The sequence below is a fragment of the Nocardia sp. CA-135398 genome, from assembly GCF_050955845.1.
In the GTDB taxonomy this organism is placed as follows: Bacteria; Actinomycetota; Actinomycetes; order Mycobacteriales; family Mycobacteriaceae; genus Nocardia.
Map to the genome: position 1 here is coordinate 3,675,183 of NZ_CP192084.1, position 21,957 is coordinate 3,697,139.

Annotated in this window: 18 protein-coding genes; 9 read left to right on the plus strand and 9 right to left on the minus strand. The window is 65.5% G+C overall.

All coding sequences use genetic code 11. From position 1 onward, the window contains the following. The first annotated feature begins 1 nt into the window (after position 1). The 5 genes from ACQP1T_RS16310 (at position 2) to ACQP1T_RS16330 (ending at position 4,452) form a co-directional block, all read left to right on the plus strand. Entirely contained in the window at positions 2-1,405 is a 1,404-nt protein-coding gene (locus ACQP1T_RS16310) for a nucleotidyltransferase domain-containing protein (protein WP_433761187.1), read from the plus strand. Next, positions 1,402-2,124, plus strand: a complete 723-nt coding sequence (locus ACQP1T_RS16315; RefSeq protein WP_433761188.1) for an HAD family hydrolase — start codon at positions 1,402-1,404, stop codon at positions 2,122-2,124. Before ACQP1T_RS16310 ends, ACQP1T_RS16315 begins: the two co-directional genes overlap by 4 nt. Further along, entirely contained in the window at positions 2,109-3,041 is a 933-nt protein-coding gene (locus ACQP1T_RS16320) for a diacylglycerol/lipid kinase family protein (RefSeq protein ID WP_433761190.1), read from the plus strand. Before ACQP1T_RS16315 ends, ACQP1T_RS16320 begins: the two co-directional genes overlap by 16 nt. Next, a complete protein-coding gene (locus tag ACQP1T_RS16325; protein WP_433761191.1) occupies positions 3,038-3,814 on the plus strand; it encodes an SDR family NAD(P)-dependent oxidoreductase in 777 nt (258 codons plus the stop codon). The genes ACQP1T_RS16320 and ACQP1T_RS16325 overlap by 4 nt, the downstream gene beginning before the upstream one ends. Before the next feature lie 164 nt (positions 3,815-3,978). Next, positions 3,979-4,452 carry an HAD-IIIC family phosphatase gene (locus ACQP1T_RS16330; RefSeq protein ID WP_433761193.1) on the plus strand — a complete coding sequence of 158 codons (474 nt, stop codon included), beginning with the start codon at positions 3,979-3,981 and terminating at the stop codon, positions 4,450-4,452. A gap of 18 nt (positions 4,453-4,470) precedes the next feature. Here the strand turns inward: ACQP1T_RS16330 and ACQP1T_RS16335 are convergent, their stop codons facing one another. Then, a complete protein-coding gene (locus ACQP1T_RS16335) occupies positions 4,471-5,346 on the minus strand; it encodes an alpha/beta fold hydrolase (protein WP_433761194.1) in 876 nt (291 codons plus the stop codon). A gap of 99 nt (positions 5,347-5,445) precedes the next feature. Here ACQP1T_RS16335 and ACQP1T_RS16340 point away from each other — a divergent pair, with 99 nt between their 5' ends. Both ACQP1T_RS16340 and ilvD read left to right on the plus strand, forming a co-directional pair. Further along, positions 5,446-5,796, plus strand: coding sequence for a winged helix-turn-helix transcriptional regulator (locus tag ACQP1T_RS16340; protein WP_433761196.1), 351 nt, complete (start codon positions 5,446-5,448; stop codon positions 5,794-5,796). A gap of 78 nt (positions 5,797-5,874) precedes the next feature. After that, positions 5,875-7,581 carry a dihydroxy-acid dehydratase gene (ilvD, locus tag ACQP1T_RS16345; protein WP_433761198.1) on the plus strand — a complete coding sequence of 569 codons (1,707 nt, stop codon included), beginning with the start codon at positions 5,875-5,877 and terminating at the stop codon, positions 7,579-7,581. Between the two features lie 283 nt (positions 7,582-7,864). Here ilvD and ACQP1T_RS16350 read toward each other — a convergent pair whose 3' ends face one another. Then, complete coding sequence (locus ACQP1T_RS16350) at positions 7,865-8,749, minus strand: sigma-70 family RNA polymerase sigma factor (RefSeq protein ID WP_433761200.1); 885 nt, start codon at positions 8,747-8,749, stop codon at positions 7,865-7,867. A gap of 103 nt (positions 8,750-8,852) precedes the next feature. On the opposite strand from ACQP1T_RS16350, the gene ACQP1T_RS16355 reads away from it, so the two are divergent. Further along, positions 8,853-9,200 (plus strand): DoxX family protein, encoded by a 348-nt coding sequence (locus ACQP1T_RS16355; RefSeq protein ID WP_433761203.1) that lies wholly within the window; start codon positions 8,853-8,855, stop codon positions 9,198-9,200. A gap of 300 nt (positions 9,201-9,500) precedes the next feature. On the opposite strand, the gene ACQP1T_RS16360 is transcribed toward ACQP1T_RS16355, so the two are convergent. From ACQP1T_RS16360 to ACQP1T_RS16375, 4 genes are all read right to left on the minus strand, one after another. Then, positions 9,501-11,099, minus strand: coding sequence for a GMC family oxidoreductase (locus ACQP1T_RS16360; RefSeq protein WP_433761205.1), 1,599 nt, complete (start codon positions 11,097-11,099; stop codon positions 9,501-9,503). A 106-nt stretch (positions 11,100-11,205) separates the two neighbouring features. Continuing rightward, the gene (locus ACQP1T_RS16365) at positions 11,206-12,567 is read right to left on the minus strand and encodes an NtaA/DmoA family FMN-dependent monooxygenase (RefSeq protein ID WP_433761207.1); all 1,362 of its coding nucleotides are present in this window, start codon (positions 12,565-12,567) and stop codon (positions 11,206-11,208) included. Then, complete coding sequence (locus ACQP1T_RS16370; RefSeq protein ID WP_433761209.1) at positions 12,567-13,637, minus strand: LLM class flavin-dependent oxidoreductase; 1,071 nt, start codon at positions 13,635-13,637, stop codon at positions 12,567-12,569. The genes ACQP1T_RS16365 and ACQP1T_RS16370 overlap by 1 nt, the downstream gene beginning before the upstream one ends. Positions 13,638-13,767: 130 nt before the next feature. Next, positions 13,768-15,219, minus strand: a complete 1,452-nt coding sequence (locus ACQP1T_RS16375; RefSeq protein ID WP_433761210.1) for an MFS transporter — start codon at positions 15,217-15,219, stop codon at positions 13,768-13,770. Between the two features lie 161 nt (positions 15,220-15,380). On the opposite strand from ACQP1T_RS16375, the gene car reads away from it, so the two are divergent. Further along, entirely contained in the window at positions 15,381-18,860 is a 3,480-nt protein-coding gene (gene car, locus ACQP1T_RS16380; protein WP_433761212.1) for a carboxylic acid reductase, read from the plus strand. On the opposite strand, the gene ACQP1T_RS16385 is transcribed toward car, so the two are convergent. The 3 genes from ACQP1T_RS16385 to ACQP1T_RS16395 are packed head-to-tail and all read right to left on the minus strand — an operon-like array spanning position 18,861 to position 21,848. After that, positions 18,861-19,484, minus strand: a complete 624-nt coding sequence (locus ACQP1T_RS16385; protein ID WP_433761213.1) for a TetR/AcrR family transcriptional regulator — start codon at positions 19,482-19,484, stop codon at positions 18,861-18,863. A 13-nt stretch (positions 19,485-19,497) separates the two neighbouring features. Further along, positions 19,498-20,373: an SDR family oxidoreductase gene (locus ACQP1T_RS16390; protein ID WP_433761215.1), complete on the minus strand. Its 876-nt coding sequence runs from the start codon at positions 20,371-20,373 to the stop codon at positions 19,498-19,500. After that, on the minus strand, positions 20,370-21,848 hold the full coding sequence (locus ACQP1T_RS16395) for a flavin-containing monooxygenase (protein ID WP_433761218.1): 1,479 nt from the start codon (positions 21,846-21,848) through the stop codon (positions 20,370-20,372). The genes ACQP1T_RS16390 and ACQP1T_RS16395 overlap by 4 nt, the downstream gene beginning before the upstream one ends. Between the last annotated feature and the right edge of the window lie 109 nt (positions 21,849-21,957).

Below are 21,957 nucleotides of genomic sequence, written 5' to 3' on the forward strand. Positions count from 1 at the left end.
TATGACCGGAACCGAAATCGCCGCGGGCGGCACGGCTTCCGAACGGCTGGTGGTGCACGCGGCGCTGGCCGATCCGAGCCAGGACGAGCGGGCCGCATCGGCGAAGCTCGCCGACGAGATCACCGACTGGGCCGAGGTCTTCGAACTCGCCGAGCTCAATGCGACCGTTCCGCTGGTGCAACGCCGCTTGGAATCCGAGCAGCTCTACGACCTCGTTCCCGAACTGGTGCGCGCGCAGTTCGCCAGCATCACCGATCACATCGCCGCCGTGAACGATCGACGCCTGGCCGGCGCTCGGGAACTTTTGCGTCGCCTCGACGAACGCGGCGTGCGCTGTGTCGTGCTCAAGGGCATGTTGTTCGCGGCGGAGGTCTACCACGACCCGCGCTACAAGCGCATGAACGACCTGGACATCCTCGTCGAACTCGACCAGGTCGACACCGTCATCGAGATCTACCGGGAGCTGGGCCTTTTCGCCACCTCCGAACTGCTGGGCAAGGCGCCGAAGGTCCGCGCCGAACGTTCACACCACCTGCCGTCGTTCGTCTCCCGCGACGGATCGCTTGTCGTCGGAACGCACTGGGGCCTGATCACCCCGCTGGCCCCATACACCGTCGACTACAGCGCGATCTGGAAGCGCGTGCGGCGCATCGACTTCTACGGTGTGCCCGCTTGGGCCATGTCACACGCGGACAACCTGCATCACCTCGGCATCCACCTGCCCTACTACAAGACAGGTGTGCGCGAGCTCGCCGACATCTGGAATCTGGCCCGCTACGCCGAGGACCTCGACTACGACCTGCTCGCCGGTGAAATCGCCAAGGCGGGCAGCGAAAGCCTGATGTACCACGCCCTTTCGCTGGCCGATCGGCTCGTTCCGGTACCGGAGTTCGCGGCATTGATCGGCTGGATCGAACCGAAGATCAACCGCTTCACCCGCTACGACACCGCGCGCAAGACCGCCGATATCCATGCCCTGCTGCGCAGCCGCTCCACCCATACCTCACGCATCGAAAAGGCCTACACCGAATTCAATATGACCGCCCTCGCGAGCGAGAAGCGCGACCGCTTCGGTCGCCTGTGGTCGGACCTGCTGCTGGTGCCCGGTGATGAGGCGCGCAAGATGAGCTCGCTGCGCGACCCATCGCCGCTATCCGACCTCGGTGCGCGAATCTCCGCGCCCTACCGGCTGACCCGGGTCTTCCAGCGCGACCTGGGCCGCTGGCTGTTTCCGGCGGCTTTGGCCAAGACTGTCTTCGATCTCGGTGCCGCATATGGTTCGGAACTGGCGAGCCGGGCCGGAATCGGCACGACCGCGACCGAACGTCCCGGCATCGACGAATACGCGGCACAGTTGGGCCTGACCCGTGCCGATCTACAAGCGGTACTGGACAGCCAGGAATGAACCGCATAGTGCTGTGGGACCTGGACGGCACCTTGGTCCGGTTGCGTCGACGCCGATTCAAGGCGCTGATGCCGCTGGTGGCCGCGCAGGTATTTCGCGAGTTGACCCCGCCGCATCGGTTCCTGCGTGTGCTGTCCGGCGTGCTGCGGCAGGTGCGGGCCAATGACACCGAGCACACCAACACCGACCTGATGGTTCGACTGCTCGCCGAACGGCTGGGCGTCGAACCCGACGCGGTGGCGTTCCAGCTGAAGAGTCTGGCGGAGAAGGGTTTTCCGCGCCTGCGACATTGTTTTCCACCGGAGCCGTCGGCATTGGATACCGTGACCCGGCTCCGAGAAGCGGGCACCGTGCAGGTCGTCGCGACCAACCCGCTGTGGCCGGACAGCACGGTCACCACCCGACTCGGCTGGGGCGGCTATGACCCGTCCGCGTTCACCTTTCGGACCAGTGGCGAGAATATGCGCCGCTCGAAACCCCGCATCGAGTTCTACCGAGAACTCCTGGACCGGCTCGATGCGGAACCGGGGGAGTGCGTGATGATCGGCAACGATGCCGCCAACGACGCACCGGCGGCGCGAATCGGAATTCCCGTCTTCTTGGTGAACGTGCCGGAGTCGGCTGTCCCACAAGAATATTCCGGCCTGGTAAGTACGGGGGATTGGCCTCGGCTGCGCGAGTGGCTCGGTATCGAGGAGGAATCATGCTCGTCATCCTGAATCCACAGTCCAATGCCGGGACGGCGCTGCGGAGGTGGCGTCCGGTAGAAGAGATACTGCGCGAACGGAATAGCGATCTGACCGTCGAAATGCCCGGTGACGCAGAACAAGCGACGAAGCTGGTCCAGGCGAGTCTCGAGTCGGATCCGCCCGAGGTGATCGTTGCGGCGGGCGGCGACGGCATGGTCAACCTGATCCTCAATGCGATCATGGACCCGACGACAGATCGACCACGGCACGGAGCAGAATCGGTCGCACTGGGCGCGATCGGTCTCGGCAGCTCCAACGACTTCCACAAACCGGGGCGAACCAGCATTGCCGACATCCCCATCCGGCTCGGCGCGCCCGAACTCGTCGACGTCGGCAAGGCCAGCATGCTGCTCCCGGACGGCACCCGTACGGTTCGCTACTTCCTGCTCAATGCGAGTATGGGACTCGTTGCGGCAGGCAACCATTCGTTCAACAATGCGCGCGGGCTCATCGGCTGGCTGAAATCCCGCAATGTCGAGGCGGCCATTATCGCCACCGCGCTGAGCAATATCGCCACCCACAAGCCACTGGCCATCCAACTGCGCGGATCCGACTGGGTACACACCGCACCGATCACCAATGTCGGTGTGCTCAAGAGCGTCCACTTCGCCGGTGGCATGTATTACGACACACCGGTCACCCGCGTGGACGGCATGTTCGACGTGAATATCTGGGAAGCCGCTGGTCGGGCACGGATTCTGGGGCTCATCGCGGGTCTCTACCGCGGCAGATTCAGGGGCTCCGCACTCGCCACCTGCCGTCGCGACACCGCGGTGGAACTTCGGCCCGCCGCACCCGCGCCGCTCGAATTGGATGGCGAGATCACGATTGTCGAATCGGCGCGCCTAGAGGTGCTGCCCCGCGTGTTGCAGGTGTGTGCGCTGTGACCGTCGTCCTGGTGACCGGCGCTGCCAACGGTATGGGCGCGGCGACCGTCGAATACCTTGCGCGCGTCGGCTATACGGTCGAGGGCAGCGACAAGGTCGCGCGCGAGGGTGTGTGTGCGGTCGATGTCCGCGACAGCGAGGCGGTGCGGAGTTGGGTGAAATCCGTGCACGCACGACACGGCCGCATCGATGCGGTGGTCACCTTCGCCGCCTACGGCATTGTCGGTTCGGTGGAGGAGACCGATCCGGACGAGGCCGCCGCACTTATCGATACCAATGTGATCGGCACCCACCGCGTGCTGCGCGAAGTGCTGCCGGTCATGCGTGCGCAAGGCCACGGACGGGTGATCGTGGTGAGCTCCGGTGCGGGCGCGATCGCCGAACCCTATGGCGGCTGGTACTCGGCCACCAAGGCCGCCGTCGAACGTCTCGGCGAGGCGATGCGGATGGAGACCGCAGGTTTCGGTATCCACGTCTCGGTGCTCGCGCCGGGGTGGACGGTCACCCCTATCATCGATTCCGCTGCGCGCGTCGCGGATCCGATCGAGGCATACACGGGCGATCGGACTTCGGTGCTGGCGCGCGTCACCGGATATCTGGCGAACGGGCAGTCCGCGGAGGCGGTAGCCAGGAAAGTCCGGACCATCCTGGAAGCATCAGAACCGCGCCGAACCTACCTGTGCGGCAGCGACGTTCGGCTCTCGTTCTGGACCCGACGATTCACGCCCGCCCGGGTCTATGAACGGCTCGTTCGCCGCTATTACGGCTTTTGACAGGAGCATTCACCGGCGGTATCGGTAGTATCACCTCGGCCGTACGGGATCCCGAGAAAGCGGGGGCTTGTCCGGCACGTGCCGTTCGCTGGATGGTTTGCAGTAGCCCATCCGCCGACGACACGGCAGGAGAGGCAGCGATGACCAACCGATAGGAGCAGGCGATGGCACCGGCTCTGAGATGCCTTGTCTGGGAATTGGACAACACCCTCTGGGATGGTGTCGTCTGCGACGCGACCAGCGGCGCACCACGCCCCGCCGCCCTGCGCACGCTGCTGAAGCTCAGCGAGCGCGGCATCTGGCACGCCGTTGCCAGCCGCAGCGACCGCGACCTCACCCTCAAAAAGCTCTACCGGCACGGGCTCTACGACATGTTCTCGGCCATCGAGATCGGATGGGGCCGCAAATCGGCGTCGGTGTTGCGGATCGCGCACACCCTCGGCTTGGAACTGGACACCATCGGGTTCATCGATGCCGAACCGGTGGAGCGAGCGGAGGTAACCCGCGCACTCCCGCGCGTGCGCTGCTACGCCGCCCGCAATGCCGATGTGCTGCCCGCACTGCCCGACTTCCGCCCGGTGCTGCGCACGGGACCGTCACCGACGCCGCCCATGGGGTTCGCGAGCGTCAGGGGGTAGGGCCGCGCCTCGCCTTCGTCAGCGGACACCGGCGCTTGGGTCGATCGAATCGACATCGGCCGCAAGAAAATCCGTGAGCAGGCGGAGCAGGTGAGTGGTGCCGTCCAGTGGAATGATGTGTCCACAGTCCGGAATCACGTGGGCGACAAGGTCATCCGTGATCGGACGTAGTTGCCGTGCCAACGCGTCGCCGACCGGATGTGCGCCGACGGCCATGGTCGGCACGGTCAGCCGCCCGGTTGCGACGGCTTGTTCGATCTGGCTCGCGCTTTTGGGCATCGCACGGTAGTACGCGAAGGCGCAGCGCAGCGCCTCACGTCCGGTGTAGGTCGTGACGAAGGCGTCCCGAATGTCTTCGGGTATACCGCGCCCATGGGTTCCGGTAGTGAGAAACCAATCGATGTAGGCGGATTCGTTTCCGGCGAGTACGGTTTCGGCAAGTCCGGGTATCGCGTGGAAGCCGAACCACCAGGGTGGGCCAGCCGCGAGGAAGTCCTCGGCGCCGGGTAGAGCGCCCAACAGTGATTCCATGAGGACGAGCTGACGCACGCGCTCTGGCCGCCGCATGGCCAAAAGGAATGCGGGTGGTGTACCGGCATCGATCGCGATCACTGTCGCGTTGGGCTCCGCCAACGCGTCGAGCAGGCCCTCGGCATCCGCGGCGAGCGTATCTGCGTCATAGCCGTCGGGCGCGCGGGTGGCAGCACCGAGCCCACGCAGATCCGGCGCGATGACGCGATACCGCTGAGCGAGCGGTCCGATCACCGCGTGCCACAGCTGCCAGGTGTGCGGAAAACCGTGCAGCAGTAGCACGGCCGGGCCGTTCCCGGCGATCGCGACCTCGGTGCTGATGCCATTTGTTTCGATGCGCCGTATCGAGATATCTGAAGACATTGCCTACTTCTTGATAGTCACCATTGGTTACCACCTGACAGTAGGTAACGTGTGTGGCACTGAGAAGACGGCACTTTCACGACAGGTGGTGAGGTCCAGGTGACTACCCGCGGCGATCTGTTCGACCCCGACTGCCCGACGCGTCGCCTCCTGGACCGCATCGGCACCAAATGGGTGTCCATGATCGTCAAGACGCTGGCCGAGGTGTCCCCGGGCGAGCTGCGTTTTGCCGAACTTCGGCGACGCATTCCGGGCGTATCCCAGAAAATGCTCTCGGTCACCCTGCAGGGCCTCACGGTAGACGGCCTCGTCGCCCGCCGCGTCGAGCCAACAGTCCCACCCCGCGTTCACTACCGCCTCACCGACCTGGGCCTCTCCCTGGAAGTGCCGCTATCGGCACTGCGCATGTGGGCGGAGGAGCATATGGCCGAGATCGATCGGCACGGCTGAGCCCGCGCGGTGTTGAATCGCCGGGCCGATCGGCGTGGTCGGCAGCGGGTGGGGAGGTGAGCGGGGAATGATGTGGCCATGGTGAATGATCCGAATGGTCCCGATATCAAGCCGCGCAGTCGCGATGTCACCGATGGTCTGGAGAAGACGGCCGCGCGCGGCATGCTGCGGGCGGTCGGCATGGACGACGGCGACTGGGGCAAGTCGCAGATCGGCGTTGCCTCCTCGTGGAACGAGATCACGCCGTGCAATCTGTCGCTGGACCGGCTTGCCAAGGCGTGCAAGGAGGGGGTGTTCGCGGGCGGCGGGTATCCGATGGAATTCGGAACCATTTCGGTCTCCGACGGCATTTCCATGGGGCATGAGGGCATGCATTTCTCGCTGGTTTCGCGGGAGGTGATCGCCGACAGCGTGGAAACCGTGATGCAGGCCGAGCGGCTCGACGGTTCGGTGCTGCTGGCCGGATGCGATAAATCCCTGCCCGGCATGCTGATGGCGGCGGCGCGGCTGAACCTGGCGAGTGTGTTCCTGTACGCGGGCTCGATCCTGCCCGGTATCGCGAAACTCAGCGATGGCAGCGAGCGCGAAGTGACGATCATCGATGCGTTCGAGGCGGTCGGCGCCTGCTCGCGCGGTCTGATGAGCCGCGAGGATGTGGATGCCATCGAACGGGCCATCTGTCCGGGTGAGGGCGCCTGCGGCGGCATGTACACCGCCAACACCATGGCGAGCGCGGCCGAGGCATTGGGTATGTCGCTGCCCGGCAGTGCGGCGCCGCCCGCGACCGATCGACGTCGCGACGGTTACGCGCGGCGCAGCGGCGAGGCGGTGATGGAATTGCTGCGGCGGGGGATCACGACGGGCGACATCCTCACCAAGGAGGCCTTCGAGAACGCGATCGCGGTGGTCATGGCGTTCGGCGGCTCCACCAATGCCGTACTGCATCTGCTCGCGATCGCCCACGACGCGAAGGTCGATCTGTCACTCGAGGATTTCGCGCGCGTCGGGCGTCGGGTGCCGCACCTCGCCGATGTGAAACCCTTCGGGCGACATGTGATGACCGATGTCGACCGGATCGGCGGCGTGCCGGTGATGATGAAGGCACTGCTCGACGCCGGACTCCTGCACGGCGATTGCCTGACCGTCACCGGCCGAACGGTCGCGGAAAACCTCGCCACCATCGCGCCGCCGGATCCCGACGGAAAAGTGGTGCGGGCCATGGCATCTCCCATCCACCCGACCGGCGGCATCACCATCCTCGCCGGATCGCTCGCGCCCGGCGGCGCGGTGGTCAAGTCGGCAGGCTTCGACTCCGACGTATTCACCGGTACGGCACGGGTTTTCGACCGTGAGCGAGCGGCGATGGATGCGCTCGAGGACGGCACGATCACCGCGGGCGATGTGGTGGTCATCCGCTACGAGGGACCCAAGGGCGGTCCCGGTATGCGCGAGATGCTCGCGATCACCGCGGCGATCAAGGGTGCGGGCCTCGGCAAGGACGTGCTGCTGCTCACCGACGGACGCTTCTCCGGCGGCACCACCGGTCTCTGCGTCGGTCACGTCGCCCCCGAGGCGGTCGATGGTGGGCCGATCGCCTTCGTCCACGACGGCGACCAGATTCGCCTCGACGTCGCCGCGGGCACCCTCGACCTTCTCATCGATCCGGAGGAACTCGACCGCCGTCGCGAAGGTTGGAAACCGTTGCCGTCCCGCTACACCCGCGGCGTGCTCGCCAAATACTCGAAGTTGGTCGGCTCGGCCTCCTACGGTGCGGTCTGCGACTGACTCGGGAGTCGTCGACCGCTGATGCTGTCGGCCCCGATCGACCGCCGGGGCGAGTCATACAGTTGTTCGGAGGCATTCCGTAAACGACCATTCGGCTTGCCCTGGCGAGGAGCAGAGGCCTGCCCGGTCGTGTCGAGGCTCTCGGAACCTTCGCAATGCTCGGCGGCGTGCTCGCCAAGTGCTCGAAGTTGGTGGGCTCGGTGTCCTTCGGTGCCGTCCGCGACTGATGTGGCCCGGTCAAGTTCGGGGCGGCGTGATCTGTGACGGCCTGAAACCCTCTGGCTCAGGGCAGTTCAGGAAGGACGGCGATGTCCAGTTGCCGCAGGCGGGCCGGATCGGCGATCACCTCGTAGCCAGCGACTCGGTCACCTTGGACCGTAACCGCAAGCGCGAGTAGCAGTTTGCCGCGCGGCGCGACAATGATGCCGACCGCGCCATCGACCAGCGCGAGCACGGCGACCTGCGAGCGGCGGCGCAGGACGACGGTCTCCCGAGCCACCGCCTGCGCACCCCGCTCCACCCGCGCCATACCCGAGGGCAACGCGGCCGGATCGGCCGTACGCACAACATCGGGCGCGAGGACCGCGAGCAGTGCGTCGAGATCTCCGCTGCGAGCGGCGGCGAGGAAGGCGGCCACCACCTGCCGCTGCCGCGCGAGTTCGGCCGTGGACGCGGTCGCATCGCCGCGCGCTCGCGTGCGAGCCCGGCTGGCCAGCTTCTTGGTGGCGGCGCTGGTGCGCCCGACGATCGGCGCGATCTGATCGAAGGGCACGGCGAACATATCGTGCAGCACGAATGCCACCCGCTCATCGGGACCGAGGGTATCCAGCACTACCAGGAGCGCGCGTCCGACCGAATCGATCAGCACCGCTTCGCTTTCCGGATCGCGGTCATAGGCGGTGTCGCCGAGTTCGGCGATCCGATCGATCGGATCCTCGCGCCGCGCGGTCCGCGAGCGCAGCATGTCGAGGCAGATCCGGGAGACCACCGTGGTCAACCAACCCGCCAGATTCTCGACATCGCTCGTGTCGGAGCGGTCCAGCCGCAGCCAGGCCTCCTGCACGGCGTCCTCGGCTTCGGTGGCAGACCCGAGCATCCGGTAGGCGACCGCATGCAGGTGATCACGGTGCGTCTCGAATCGTCGCGCCAACAATTCCTGTGCGTGCATCGGTCACCTTTCGCGGTCGGCATCCGTCACGGGGATAGGGCGATCGGAGGCCCCACCCACGATCGCAGACCCGCAGCACCGAGATACCCGGAGGGTAGTTCCCATGTCTGTCGCATATGTCGTCGTCACCGTCCTCGCCGCCGTAGCCGCCTTCGTCGCCACCGGCTTCGATATCGTCAAAGCGGACCAGGTGCGCGAGAGGATGCGCGGCTACGGCCTCCCACAATGGACTCTCAACCCGCTGGCCATCGTGAAGGCCCTCGGCGGCCTCGGCCTCTTGATCGGTCTGGCGATCCCGCCACTCGGCCTCATCGCCGCCGTCTGTCTCGTCCTGTACTTTCTCGGCGCAGAAATCACCGTCATCCGCGCCAAGTGGTACGCCGACATCGTGTACCCGATGCCCTACCTGATCCTGTCCGCAGCCTCGCTTGCCCTGTTCGCCTACGCCTGACTCGGCGATGCCCGCCAGGCCGCGATCTAGCCCGTCGCACCGGAGACCACCGGTGTCGTCGCGCCGGATGCTGTCGGGCGGGCATCCGGTCGGTCAGCGAGGCGGTCGACATTCGGTGCGGCACAGCATCTTATGCGGACGCGCATGCGATGCGATATTGCACCACATGCCATTTCGGGCCCGATTTTCGCGGCACAGATCCGGCCGACAGATTCCCTTGTCCGCTCGGCACATTCTGAGGATCCGACCGGCAACATGCCCGATGGCGGCCGATCGAGCATGTTCGCCTACGACAGCACGCTAACCACGCAGAATGAACTGAGCCGCCTGCTCACCGACGAACACACTCGGCGCATGCGTGTGCCCGCGGATCAGCAACGGCATCACCGACGCGTCCGCGACGCGGAGTCCTTGCACCCCACGCACTTCCAGGCGCGGCGTGACGACACTGCCCACATCGGTGCCCATCCGACAGGTGCCGACCGGGTGATACAGGGTGTGCGAGTAGCCGTTCAATGTCAGTTCCATCGCGGCCTCGAGCTCGGCCGGAGCCTGCGGAGGATAGATCAGCGGCCCGAGTACCGCCTTCAGCGCCGGAGCGGCCGCCAGTTCGGCGCACACGCGTAGACCGGACATGATCGCGGCTCGGTCCGCGCCGCCGCTATCGGAGAGATAGCGCGGGTCGATGACCGGTTTGGCCGTGGGATCAGCGGAACCCAGCGAGATCCGACCGCGACTGTGCGGGCGCAGCAGCACTGTCGCCAACACGACGCCGTGCTCGGTCGGATCCTCGAGCCCCTCGTAGAAGAACGGCGCCGGCGCGAAAATCAGCTCCAGGTCGGGCAATTCGAGATCGGATCGGCTGCGGATGAACCCATAGGCCTCACCGACATTGGAGGTGAGCATGCCGCGGTGCCGGATCAGATAATCGAGTAGCTGACGCGGCTTCTCCGCCGCGAACAGCGAATCGGATTCGACGCCGTAACCCAGCGCCGCCACCAGGTGGTCCTGCAGATTTGCGCCCACCTCGGGCGCATGGTGCACAAGCGGAATGTGATGGCGCGATAGCTCGTCCTCATCGCCCACGCCCGAGAGCATGAGCAGCTGTGGGCTATTGATCGCCCCACCGCAGAGGATCACCTCGCGCCGGGCGGCCACCATTTGGGTGACGCCGTCCTTGCGATACTCCACACCGGTGGCGCGCGGTCGCCCGTCCGGTGCGGGCTCGAAGATGATCCGCGACGCGAGTGCCTCGGCATATACGGTGAGATTCGGACGACGCATCGCGGGCTTCAGATACCCATCGGCGGTGCTCCACCGCCTGCCACCGCGCTGGGTGACCATGGTTTCGCTGAATCCCTCCGGCTGCGGCCGGTTCGGCGGCTCCACCTGGAACCCGGATTCCTTGACCGCGGCCAGGTACGCCGCGGTCAGCGCGCGCGGACTGCGCTGCCGCGAAATATGCAGCGGCCCGGTCGCGCCCTCATCCGGATACTGGGCATCCTCGACGGTCTCGATCTTGCGGAACTGCTCGACCGCCGCGGAGAACCCCCACTCGTCCCCGGCCAGCAAGGCCCACTCGTCATAGTCGGCACGGAATCCGCGCACCCACATCATCGCGTTCATCGATGACGAGCCGCCGAACATTTTGCCGCGCGGCCAGTAGATCTGCCGATTCTTCAGCTCGGGCTGCGGTTCGGTGATGTAATCCCAATCCACCTCCGAACGGAACAGCTTCGCGAAGGCCGCCGGAATATGGGCGTACTTGTTCTTATCCGGCGGTCCGGCCTCGAGCACCACCACCGACACATTCGGATCGACGCTGAGCCGGTTGGCCAGAACCGCACCGGCCGAACCGGATCCGACGATCACATAATCCGCGCTAACCCCTGCTTGCACTGTCCCACTCCGATCTGCACTGCGTATGGCAAACATACGAGTAAGACGCGGTCTCGGGTTCGGTTTTCCTGGCAAACGGCCATCTTTCGCGGATCGGACCTGGTTATCAGCGCCTGGTCAGCGGCGGGCGCAGTCCGAGATGCGCACGCAGGGTGGTACCGGTGTACTCGGTGCGGTATGAGCCGCGCTCCTGCAATTCCGGAATCAACCAGTCGACGATCTCATCGAGTCCGGTGGGCACCAGATATGGCGAGATATTGAAGCCGTGAGTCGCGCCGTTGCGGACCCAGCGGGTGAGTTCGTCGGCCACCTGACTCGGCGTCCCGGCGAATCCGGACCGCTGCGAGGTCTCGATGGCGACCTGGCGCAGCGACAGATTCTTGGCCTCGGCCAGCGCCCGCCACTCCCGGGCGATCGCCACCGGATCGTGACCGTCACGCTGTGCGCCGCGCTCACCCGAAATCACTCTCGGCCGCGGATCGTCCGTGGGCAGCGGACCGTCCGGATCGAGATCCGACAGGTCGCGACCCCACACCTGCCCGACCAGGGACAGCGCCGTCTGCCCGGTGAACTGGCCCTCCAGCACCCAGCGCGCCTTCTCCTCGACCTCGGACTCCCGCTCCGCCAATACGATCTGCGTGCCGGGCAGGATCTTGACGTCATCGGCCGGTCGGCCCACGCGTTCCAGGCGTGCCCGAATATCGTTCGCGAAGGCGAGCGCGGCGTCGAAATGTGTTCCGTGTCTGGAGAAGATGACATCGGCATGGGCCGCCGCGAAATCGCGGCCCGCCGGTGAATCTCCGGCCTGGAAGATCACCGGATGGCCCTGGGCGCTGCGCGGCAGGGTCGGCGTGATCGAGACCTGGAAGTGCTCGTTGTCGCGGGCCACGGTCCGCACCGAATCCGGTGCGGCCCAGTCGGTATCGTGGCGCGAGGTCGCGATCGCGTGGTCGGCCCAGGCATCCCAGATCTGGCGGGCGGTCCGAATGAATTCGCCCGCGCGCTCGTAGCGTTGCGCGTGGTCGAGGAAGCCGCCGCGCCGGAAATTCGCACCGGTCCAGGCATTGTCGGTAGTGACCGCATTCCAGCCCGCGCGGCCGCCGGACAGCAGATCCAGGCCCGCGAGTCGTCGGGCGAGATCGGCGGGTTCGTTGTAGGTGGTGTTCTGGGTGGCGACCAGCCCGATCCGGCTGGTGATCCCGGCCAGCGCCGCCAGCTGGGCGATGGCGTCGGGACGTCCGGCGATATCGGTATCGAGCAGCTGTCCGTTCTGCTCGCGCAGGCGCAGGCCCTCACCGAGGAAGAATGCGTCGAAGAGTCCGCGCTCGGCGGTGGTGACGAGACGCCGGAAGGTTTCGAAGTCGATCTGCGAGCCGCTGCTGGAATCCGACCAGATGGTGCTGTGGTTGACGCCCTGGAAGAAGACGCCGAAATGGACCTGTGCGTTCGGAAAAGGGACCTCGGACATCAGTGCTGATCCTTCGCATAACGGTTGATCGGCCGCTCCAGGCCGAGATTGGCGCGCAGGGTCGAACCCGGCACCGGGCGGTGGGTCACACCGGCGCGGAAGAGTGTGGGCAGGACGTAGCGCGCCAGCGCCGGGAGGTCTTCGTCGATGACGGCCGGATGCAGTCGCACGCCGTCGACATGGCGTGCGAGTTCGGTGATGAGGCGGACGAGTTCGGTGGCGGAACCCGAGAACGTCAGGCGATCGGTGCGATTCGCGGTCCGGTATGTGTCTAATTCGGCGAGGCGTTCGACCGCGGTCGCTTCCGGAATGTCCAGGGCGACATCGAGTTCCGCGAATACCAGTGCGCCGGTGGCCCGCGCGCGGTCGGCGGCGGCGAGGGTCTGAGCGAGATCACTTCCGGTGACCAGGATGACATCCGCATCGCCGGTGTCGTGCGCGAAGACGACCACCTGCCCCTGCGGCGGCCGAGGCACGATCGCCGGACCTTTCACCGAGAATGTCTCGCCGCTGAAGTCGATGTAGTGCAGCTTGTCTCGATCCAGGAATCGGCTCGCCGCATAGTCGCGGACCACGGCATCGTCTTCCCATGAATCCCACAGTCGACGTGCGACCTCGATCGAATCCCGTTGCTCGCGTGCGAGTTCCGCCTCGGTGGTGCGCGGCGGTCGTCCCCAGGTGGTGGCGGCCGCGGGATCGGTGGTCGCGAGCCACCCGCCGCGCCCGCGCGAGGCGTAATCGAGCGTTGCCAATTGGGACGAGGTGTGGAACGGCTCGGCGTAGGTGGTCGCGACCGTGGCCACCAACCCGATGGTGCTGGTTGTTGCCGCGACGAACGAAGCCCGCGTCACCCCGTCGATTCGGCCCGCCGGATGCCCTGCGGGCGGCGGCAGGATCGAATCGTCGAAGGTGGCTAGGGTGAAACCGGCATTCTCGGCCGCGCTCACTCGTTTGCGCAGCGTATTGCCGGTGAGCAACTGGTCGGGCGCATGTGCGGCCCGGCGCCACGCGGCCGGGTGATATCCCTCGCCATCCAATTCGATGCCCACCGCGAAGACATTTCCGCTCATTGGTATGACGATCGTCAAACTTGTCCGGCACCGCCATGATTTGCGTCGCGATGATCCGAATCCGCCCAGCTGTCGATCGTCCGGCGATCCCGGATTCGCCATTGCGCGAACCCGGGATCGGTTGCCGCTTTTACCGCGCGGCGCGCGCCGACAGCGCCGCGGCGATCAAGACCGTGACACCCTCCGCAATCGCCGTACCGCCCAACGCATGTGCGGCCGACAGCACCGTACTGCCCGCGAGGCCCAGGAAAACCGAGCCGAAGCACGCGATACCGACCACGATGCCGAGCTGCACACTGGTCACCAGGATGCCACTGGCATCGGCGGCGAGGGCCATCGGAATCCTGGCCAGGGTACGGGTCATCAGCGGGCTGAAGGCGAGGCCGAACCCGATGCCCTGGATGCCGAAGACGACCAGCGGCAGCGGCCCGAAGTCGGCGCCATTGCGCAGCATCGTGCCCAGCGCCACCATGGTCGTCGCGCCGACCACCAGCCCGAACGGAATCATTATGGCGTGCAGGCGATGTGGGATGCGCTCCCAGTTCAGGCTGGCCAGCGCGAAGGTCACGCCCATCGGAATGAACAGCAGACCAGCGTGCAGTGCGGTGTAGCCGAGAGTGCTCTGCAGGTGGATCGCCATGACGAACATCCAGCCACCGAAGGTCGCCATGATCGTGAACAGTGTGCCCGCGGTGAGCGCCAGGCCCGGCGATGTCAGCACCCGTTGCGCGAACAACGGTTCACCGTCGCGTGCCGCGACCGCCCGCTCGATCGCCACGAACAATCCGACACCGATCACGCTGGCTCCCAATGCGATCCACGTCCACAGCGGCCATTCCTGCTCATGTCCCAATACCAGTGGCAGCACGAGCAGCAGCACCGAGACGGTGAGCATGGTCAGACCCGCGAGATCCAGCTTCCGATCGAATCGCGCGGTGGCCGTCGGCAATACCCGCGGCGCGATCAGCAGCAGCACCGCACCGATCGGCACATTCACCAGGAATACACCGCGCCAGCTGCTGCCGAACAGATCGGCATTGACGATCAGTCCGCCCGCCACCTGGCCGACGACCATACCGCCGGAAATGATCGCCGAATACGCGCTCAGCGCCTTGGCCCGCGCATTGCCGGTGAAATTCCGCTGGATCATGGTCATGATCTGCGGAATCATCGCCGCGGCCCCCGCTCCCTGCAGGAACCGGAATACAATGAGCGAGAACTCATTCCACGCCAGCCCGCAGGCCAGCGAGGCAACGGTGAACATTGCCAGCCCGGTTATGAAGGTGCGGCGCTGCGTGAACCGATCACCCAGCCGAGCACCGGTCACCAGAAGTACGGCGTAGGCGATCACATACCCCGCGACGATCAACTGCAACGCGGATCCACTGGTATGCAACGAAGTACGAATAGAAGGAATGGCGACATTCACGATCGACGCATCGAGCACCGCCATGAACTGCCCGGTGAGCAACACCGCGAGCACCGCAATCGTCCGCCGCGCACCCAGTGCGGCAGGTTGAACTGCCGGTTCCACGACGGCCGACGTGGCCGCGGCGGTATCCGGCCGCAAAGTCTGAGTCATGCGATTAGCTTGCAACCTGTCCGACACCAGTAACAGGAGTCCGATAACACTGGTACTGGCAACACCTGGATACGGGCCTGATTTGGCTGGAAGCTGGAATATTTAGCCAAGCTAACGTATTACTGGATGTAAGCGTCTTCAATCTGCGAAGGAGGCTGGCCATGCTGAGTGATACGCGGATGGAACGGCTCATGAGTCGCATTGCCGATCTGTACGCCACCTATTCGGACATTCGCGACGCGCGACCGATTCCGGAGACTTTCGCCGCGATCCGAGAACCCGGAATGCGGCCCGCGCAGATCGCGGCGACGGTCATGGCGGCCTACGCCGATCGCCCCGCGCTCGGACATCGAGTCTGCGAACCGACGACGGACGAGTCGGGGCGCCGCACGCTGCGACTGCGGCCCGAATTCGAGACCATCACCTACGGCGAATTGTGGGCGCGGGTCGGCGCGATCGCCGCGGCCTGGCACCACGATCCCGAAAACCCCATCAACGCAGGCGATTTCATCGCAACGCTCGGCTTCACCAGCAGTGACTACGCCACGCTCGATCTGGCCTGTCTGTATCTCGGCGCGGTTGCCGTACCGCTGCAGGCCGGTGCGGCACCGAAGCAGCTGTCGGCGATCATCGCCGAGACCGAACCGCGCATCCTCGCCGCGACCCCCGAAAACCTCACTACCGCAGTGGAATGCGTCCGCACCGGGCCAACGCCGGAATGCCTCGTGGTCTTCGATTACCACCCCGAGGACGATGATCATCGCGAGGCATTCGAATCCGCCCGCGACCGCCTGGCGAACACCCCGATAGTGGTGGAATCGCTGGAGCAGGTGCTCGAACGCGGCCGTGCCCTGCCGCCCGCACCACTGTTCGTACCCGACGACGATGCCTTGGAGCTGCTGATCTACACCTCCGGCAGCACCGGAACGCCCAAGGGCGCCATGTACACCAGCCGGTTGGTCACCGCGATGTGGTTGGCCCAGCCGGAGGTCGGAGGGATCGGCCTGAACTACATGCCGATGAGCCATATGGCCGGACGCATATCGCTCTACGGCGTGCTGGCCCGCGGCGGCACCGCGTATTTCACGGCCAAGAGCGATATATCGACGCTTTTCGAGGATATCGGCCTCGTCCGACCGACCGAGATGTTCTTCGTGCCACGCGTCTGCGATATGGTCTTCCAGCGCTATCAGAGCGAAATGGAGCGTCGCGCCGAACCGGGTATCGACCGTGCCGAACTCGACCGCGCGGTGAAAACCGAACTGCGCGAGGACTTCCTGGGCGGCCGATTCCTATCGCCCATCGTCGGCAGTGCGCCGCTGGCCGCCGAGATGAAAACCTTCATGGAATCGGTCACCGAGATGGACCTGCACGATGGCTACGGTTCGACCGAGGCGGGCGGTGCCGTCATGGTCGACAATGTCATCCGCCGTCCACCGGTGCTCGACTACAAGCTGGTTGACGTGCCGGAGCTGGGATATTTCGGCACCGACCAGCCGCACCCGCGCGGTGAGCTGCTGCTGAAGACCACCACCATGATTCCCGGGTACTACCACCGTCCCGAGGTCACCGCGGAGATCTTCGACGCGGACGGCTTCTACCGGACCGGTGACATCGTGGCCGAACTCGGACCCGACGAACTCGTTTACCTCGACCGTCGCAATAATGTGCTGAAGCTGTCCCAGGGCGAATTCGTCGCGGTCGCACGCCTGGAATCGGTATATGCCAGCAGCCCGCTGCTCGAGCAGATCTTTGTCTACGGCAGCAGTGAGCGCGCCTACCTGCTCGCGGTGATCGTCCCGACCGAGAAGACGCTGCGCTGCGCCGATCCCAAAGCGGCACTGGGTGATTCGCTGCATCTCATCGCCAAGGAGGCCGACCTCGAGTCATATGAGATCCCGCGCGATTTCATCATCGAAACCGAACCCTTCAGCACGGAAAACGGTCTGCTCTCCGGCATCGGTAAGTTATTGCGTCCCAAGCTGATCGAGCATTATGGCGAGCGGCTACAGCAGTTATACGCCGAGCTGGCCGCGGGTCAGGCGAACGAATTACACGCGCTACGTCGCGAAGCCGCCCACCTGCCGGTTCTGGAAACCGTGAGCCGAGCCGCACGAGCCTTGCTCGGCTGCGCCCCGACCGATCTGCGACCGGATGCGCATTTCACCGATCTGGGCGGCGATTCCCTTGCCGCGCTGTCATTTTCGAATCTGCTGCGCGATATCTTCGCTGTCGAGGTACCGGTTGGCGTTATCGTCAGTCCGACCAACGGGTTGCGCGAGTTGGCGGAGTACGTCGAATCGGCGCAGGGATCCGGCGCGATGCGACCCACCTTCGCCGCTGTCCACACCCACCACGCCGTCGCCCGTGCCGATGAACTGACGCTGGACAAGTTCATCGACGCGCAAACACTGTCCGACGCAACAACTCTCCCGCACACAACCGAGACGCAGACGATCCTGCTGACGGGTGCCAACGGCTACCTCGGCCGCTTCCTCTGCTTGGAATGGCTGCAGCGACTGGATAAGGCGAACGGCACACTCATCTGCATCATCCGCGGCAAAGATGCTGCGGCAGCGCGGAAAAGGCTCGACGAGGCCTTCGACAGCGGTGATCCGGAGCTGCTGCGGCACTATCGTGAGCTGGCCGCCCGCCGCCTGGAAGTGCTGCCGGGTGATATCGGCGAGCCGAATCTCGGCCTGGATGATGTGACATGGCATCGGCTGGCCGACACCGTCGACCTGATCGTGCACCCTGCCGCGCTGGTCAACCATGTGCTGCCCTACGACCAGCTGTTCGGTCCCAATGTCGTCGGTACCGCTGAACTCATCCGTCTGGCGATCACCTCGCGCATCAAGTCCGTCACGTATCTGTCCACCGTCGCGGTCGCGGCCCAGATCAATCCGTCAGTCTTCGTGGAGGACGGCGATATCCGCGAAATCAGCCCAACGCGTGCCATCGACGACAGCTACGCCAACGGCTACGGCAACAGCAAATGGGCGGGCGAGGTCCTGCTACGCGAAGCGCACGACCTCTGCGGACTTCCGGTCGCCGTCTTCCGATCCGATATGATCCTGGCGCACAGCCGATTCGCCGGGCAACTCAACATTCCGGACATGTTCACCCGACTACTGCTGAGCCTGGTGGCTACCGGCATCGCCCCGTACTCCTTCTACGAAACCGATGCGGACGGCAAACGCGAACGCGCACACTACGACGGCCTACCGGCCGACTTCACCGCCGAAGCGATCACCACCATCGGCGCACGGGCCCGCACCGATTTCCACACCTTCGACGTCCTCAATCCCCACGACGACGGCGTCTCCCTCGACGAATTCGTCGACTGGCTCATCGAATCCGGCCACCCCATCCGGCGGATCGATGACTATCAGGAATGGTTGAGCCGATTCGAAACCGCGCTGCGCCGCCTCCCGGAGAAACAGCGACAGGCGTCGGTGCTACCGCTGTTGCACGCCTATAGTCGACCCGGTCGGCCGATGCGTGGCGCCGCCATCCCGGCAAAGGGTTTTGCCGCTGCCGTGCAAGCCGCCGAAATCGGTGCCGAACAAGATATTCCGCATCTCACGCCCGCGCTCATCGACAAGTACGTCAGCGATCTGCGATTGCGTGGACTGCTGTAGTCAGGCGAGCCCGAGAATGGTGATGGTGAGTCGGGTGGCGTAATCGACCACCTCGTCGCGATTGGCCTCGACATCGCCGTCGAGCCAATCGAGGAACAGCGCGACCAGCGCGCCGGATATCGCGCTGACCGGCAGCGGAATCCGGCCCGACGTCGAGATGAAGCGCGCGGCCCGCTGCGGTGCGAGTTGCGCGGCGACGAGCGTGACGAAGGCGGGGAGTGTGTCGGCGCCGCGGGCCCGCAGGGTGTCATCGGCGAGGGTTTCCCGGAACATGATCCGTCCGCGGCGCGGATCGTCCGCGAAATATTGCGCCGCCGCGTCGAAAGCCACTCGGGCGCGGGCGGTTTCGTCGGCGGGAGCGTCGGCCAGTCGGGTGGTGACGGCGTCGACGAGCGCGCGTGCGGTCCGGTCGTAGATCTCGATGAGCAGGGCTTCGCGGTCGGCGAAGTTCTCGTAGAAGTAACGCAGGCTCAGGCCCGCTTCACGGCACACCGCCCGCATGGTGGTCGCCCCTGCGCCCTCGCCGCCGAGCAGCGCGAATCCGGCGCGCACGAGTTGCTCGCGGCGCTCGGCGGCGCGGCTGGCCATGGTACTGCCGCGCCAGGTGGTGGCTGACGAACTCACGGGCTGAATCATGTCATGTGCCGCTGGACTCGCGTTGTTCCAGCTTGCGGAGCAGGACCCGCAATTGTTCGTCTGTGCTGAGGTACTGGTCCATCAGCACATTGATCGCACCGCGCAGCAGCGAATAGGGCGCCCAGACGCGGGGTGCGATGGTGCGCGGGGCCCGGTGGGCGATGCCGTCGGCGACGGCCAGCGCGGCCTGAGCGGGGCTGATGCGCTGATTGAGCGGCCAGGGCAGCATGGCATCGGCCGCGCGACCGAATTCGTCGTCATCGAGCGTGTGGTGGGTCATGGCGGTGTCGACGATGCCGAAATAGGCGACCCCGGCGGTCGCGCCGGAGGCGGCGAGTTCGACCCGCAGCGCCCGGCCCAGCTGCTCCACACCGGCCTTGCTGATCATGTAGGGGGACCCGCCCATACCAGGCGCGAAAGCCGCGCAGGAGGAAACCACGACGACATGGCCGCGGGTGGCGACGATATCGTCGAGCGCCGGCCGCACGGTATTGAAGACGCCGGTCAGGTTGACCCCGATGACCCGGTCGAAATCGGCGGGATCCATCGTGCGCAATGTGGCGGGAGTCGGGGTGATTCCGGCATTGGCGATCACGAGATCGATGCGACCGAACCGGTCGCGGACCGTCGCGATGGCGGCGACCATACTGTCGCGGTCGGCGACATCGGCGCGCAGCGCGATCGCGCGGGACCCCAGACGCGATGCGGCAGCGCGCACCCTTGCCTCGTCCAGGTCGAGCATGACGACCCGCGCGCGGCGGCGGTGCAGGATCTGCGCCAGTTCGGCGCCGATGCCACGTCCGGCGCCGGTGATCACCACCACCTTGTCCGCCACGTCGAAGGTGTCATCGGTCGGCAGCAGCCGGAGCAAGTTCATGATGCCTCGATCAGGTAGGCGTCGGAATCGAATCGCATAGTGCGCCTGGCGTATTCGAAACTCCAGTTCGGATAGAGCCCGGCATTGTGCTGGCCGTCGGCGGTCTGGTAGTAGCTGCGGCAGCCGCCGGTGACCCATACCGTATCGCGGCTGCGCTGCTCCATCTCCTCGACGAAGTCCCGCTGCACCTGCGGTCGTACCTCGATGCGGCGAAGTCCGTTGTCGCGCATATTCTTTACCGCGTCCACGATATAGCGGATCTGGGCCTCGATCATGAAGATCGCCGACTGGTTCCCCGCCGCGCCGAACGGGCCGAGGGTGGTGAAGAAGTTCGGAAATCCGGTGACGGTGGTGCCGAGATAGCTGCGTGGGCGTTCGCGATACAGCTGTGCGAGTGTGCGCCCGGCCGTGTCGTGGATGGCCTCGAATATCCTTGGTGGCACACCGAATCCAGTGCCCCAGATGATCGTGTCGACCTCGTGTTCGGTGCCGTCCACGGTGACGATCGACCGCGGCCGGATCTCGGCGATCCCGGCGGTCTCCACCTCGACATTGGGCTTGGACAGCGCGGGATAGTAGGCGTCGGAGAAGATCGCGCGTTTGCAGCCGATCATGTAGTCGGGCGTCAGCTTTCGGCGCAGTCGCGGATCGGGAACCTGGCGACGCAGCTGCAATCGGCCCAGCGCCTCGAACGGATGACGGAACCGCTTGTCCACGAACCCGACCAGCCCGAATCCCTCGATGCCGGTGAAGTACGCGGCGCGGATGGTCTTGCCCAGCAGCGGCATCCGGCGCAAGAGGGTGCGTTCGACGGTGCTGGTCGCCCAATCCACGCGCGGCACAATCCACGGCGCCGAACGCTGGAACACCGTGAGCCGTTCCACGATGGGCTGGATCTCGGGAATGAACTGCACCGCGGACGCGCCGGTGCCGATCACCGCGACCCGCTCACCGCTCAGTTCGTGGTCGTGATCCCAGTGCAGGGAATGGAATTGGGTACCGGTGAAATTCGCGATGCCGGGCAGGCGGGGGATCTGTGCTTCGCTGAACGGTCCGATCGCCGAGACCAGTACATCGGCGGTCAGCGGGCCTTGGCCGGTGCGAATGCGCCACCGTCCGGCCGCCTCGTCCCATATGGCGTCGAGTACCTCGGTGTCGTACCGAATGTGTTGTGGCACATCGTATTTATTCGCTACGTCGCGCAAGTAGTCGAGGATCTCCGGCTGGGTGCCGTAGCGGTGCGACCAATTCGGATTCGGGGCGAAAGAATACGAATACAGCATCGAAGGCACGTCGCACGCACAGCCCGGGTAGGTGTTGGCGCTCCAGGTGCCGCCGAGGTCGCCGCCGCGCTCGAGGATGACGAAGTCGCGGAACCCGGCCTCGCGCAGCTTCACCGCCAACCCGATACCGGCGAACCCGGCTCCGATGACAACGATCGGCACATGGTCGGGTCGCGTCGTCGGCTGATCCATCGTGCACTCCTCCGGACGAGTCCGCGCCCTTGCTCATGGGAATCGGGCGATTCCAATAGAATCAGATGATTCCTTTACAGCAGGTCAAGTGTCAAGGCCGAATGTCATC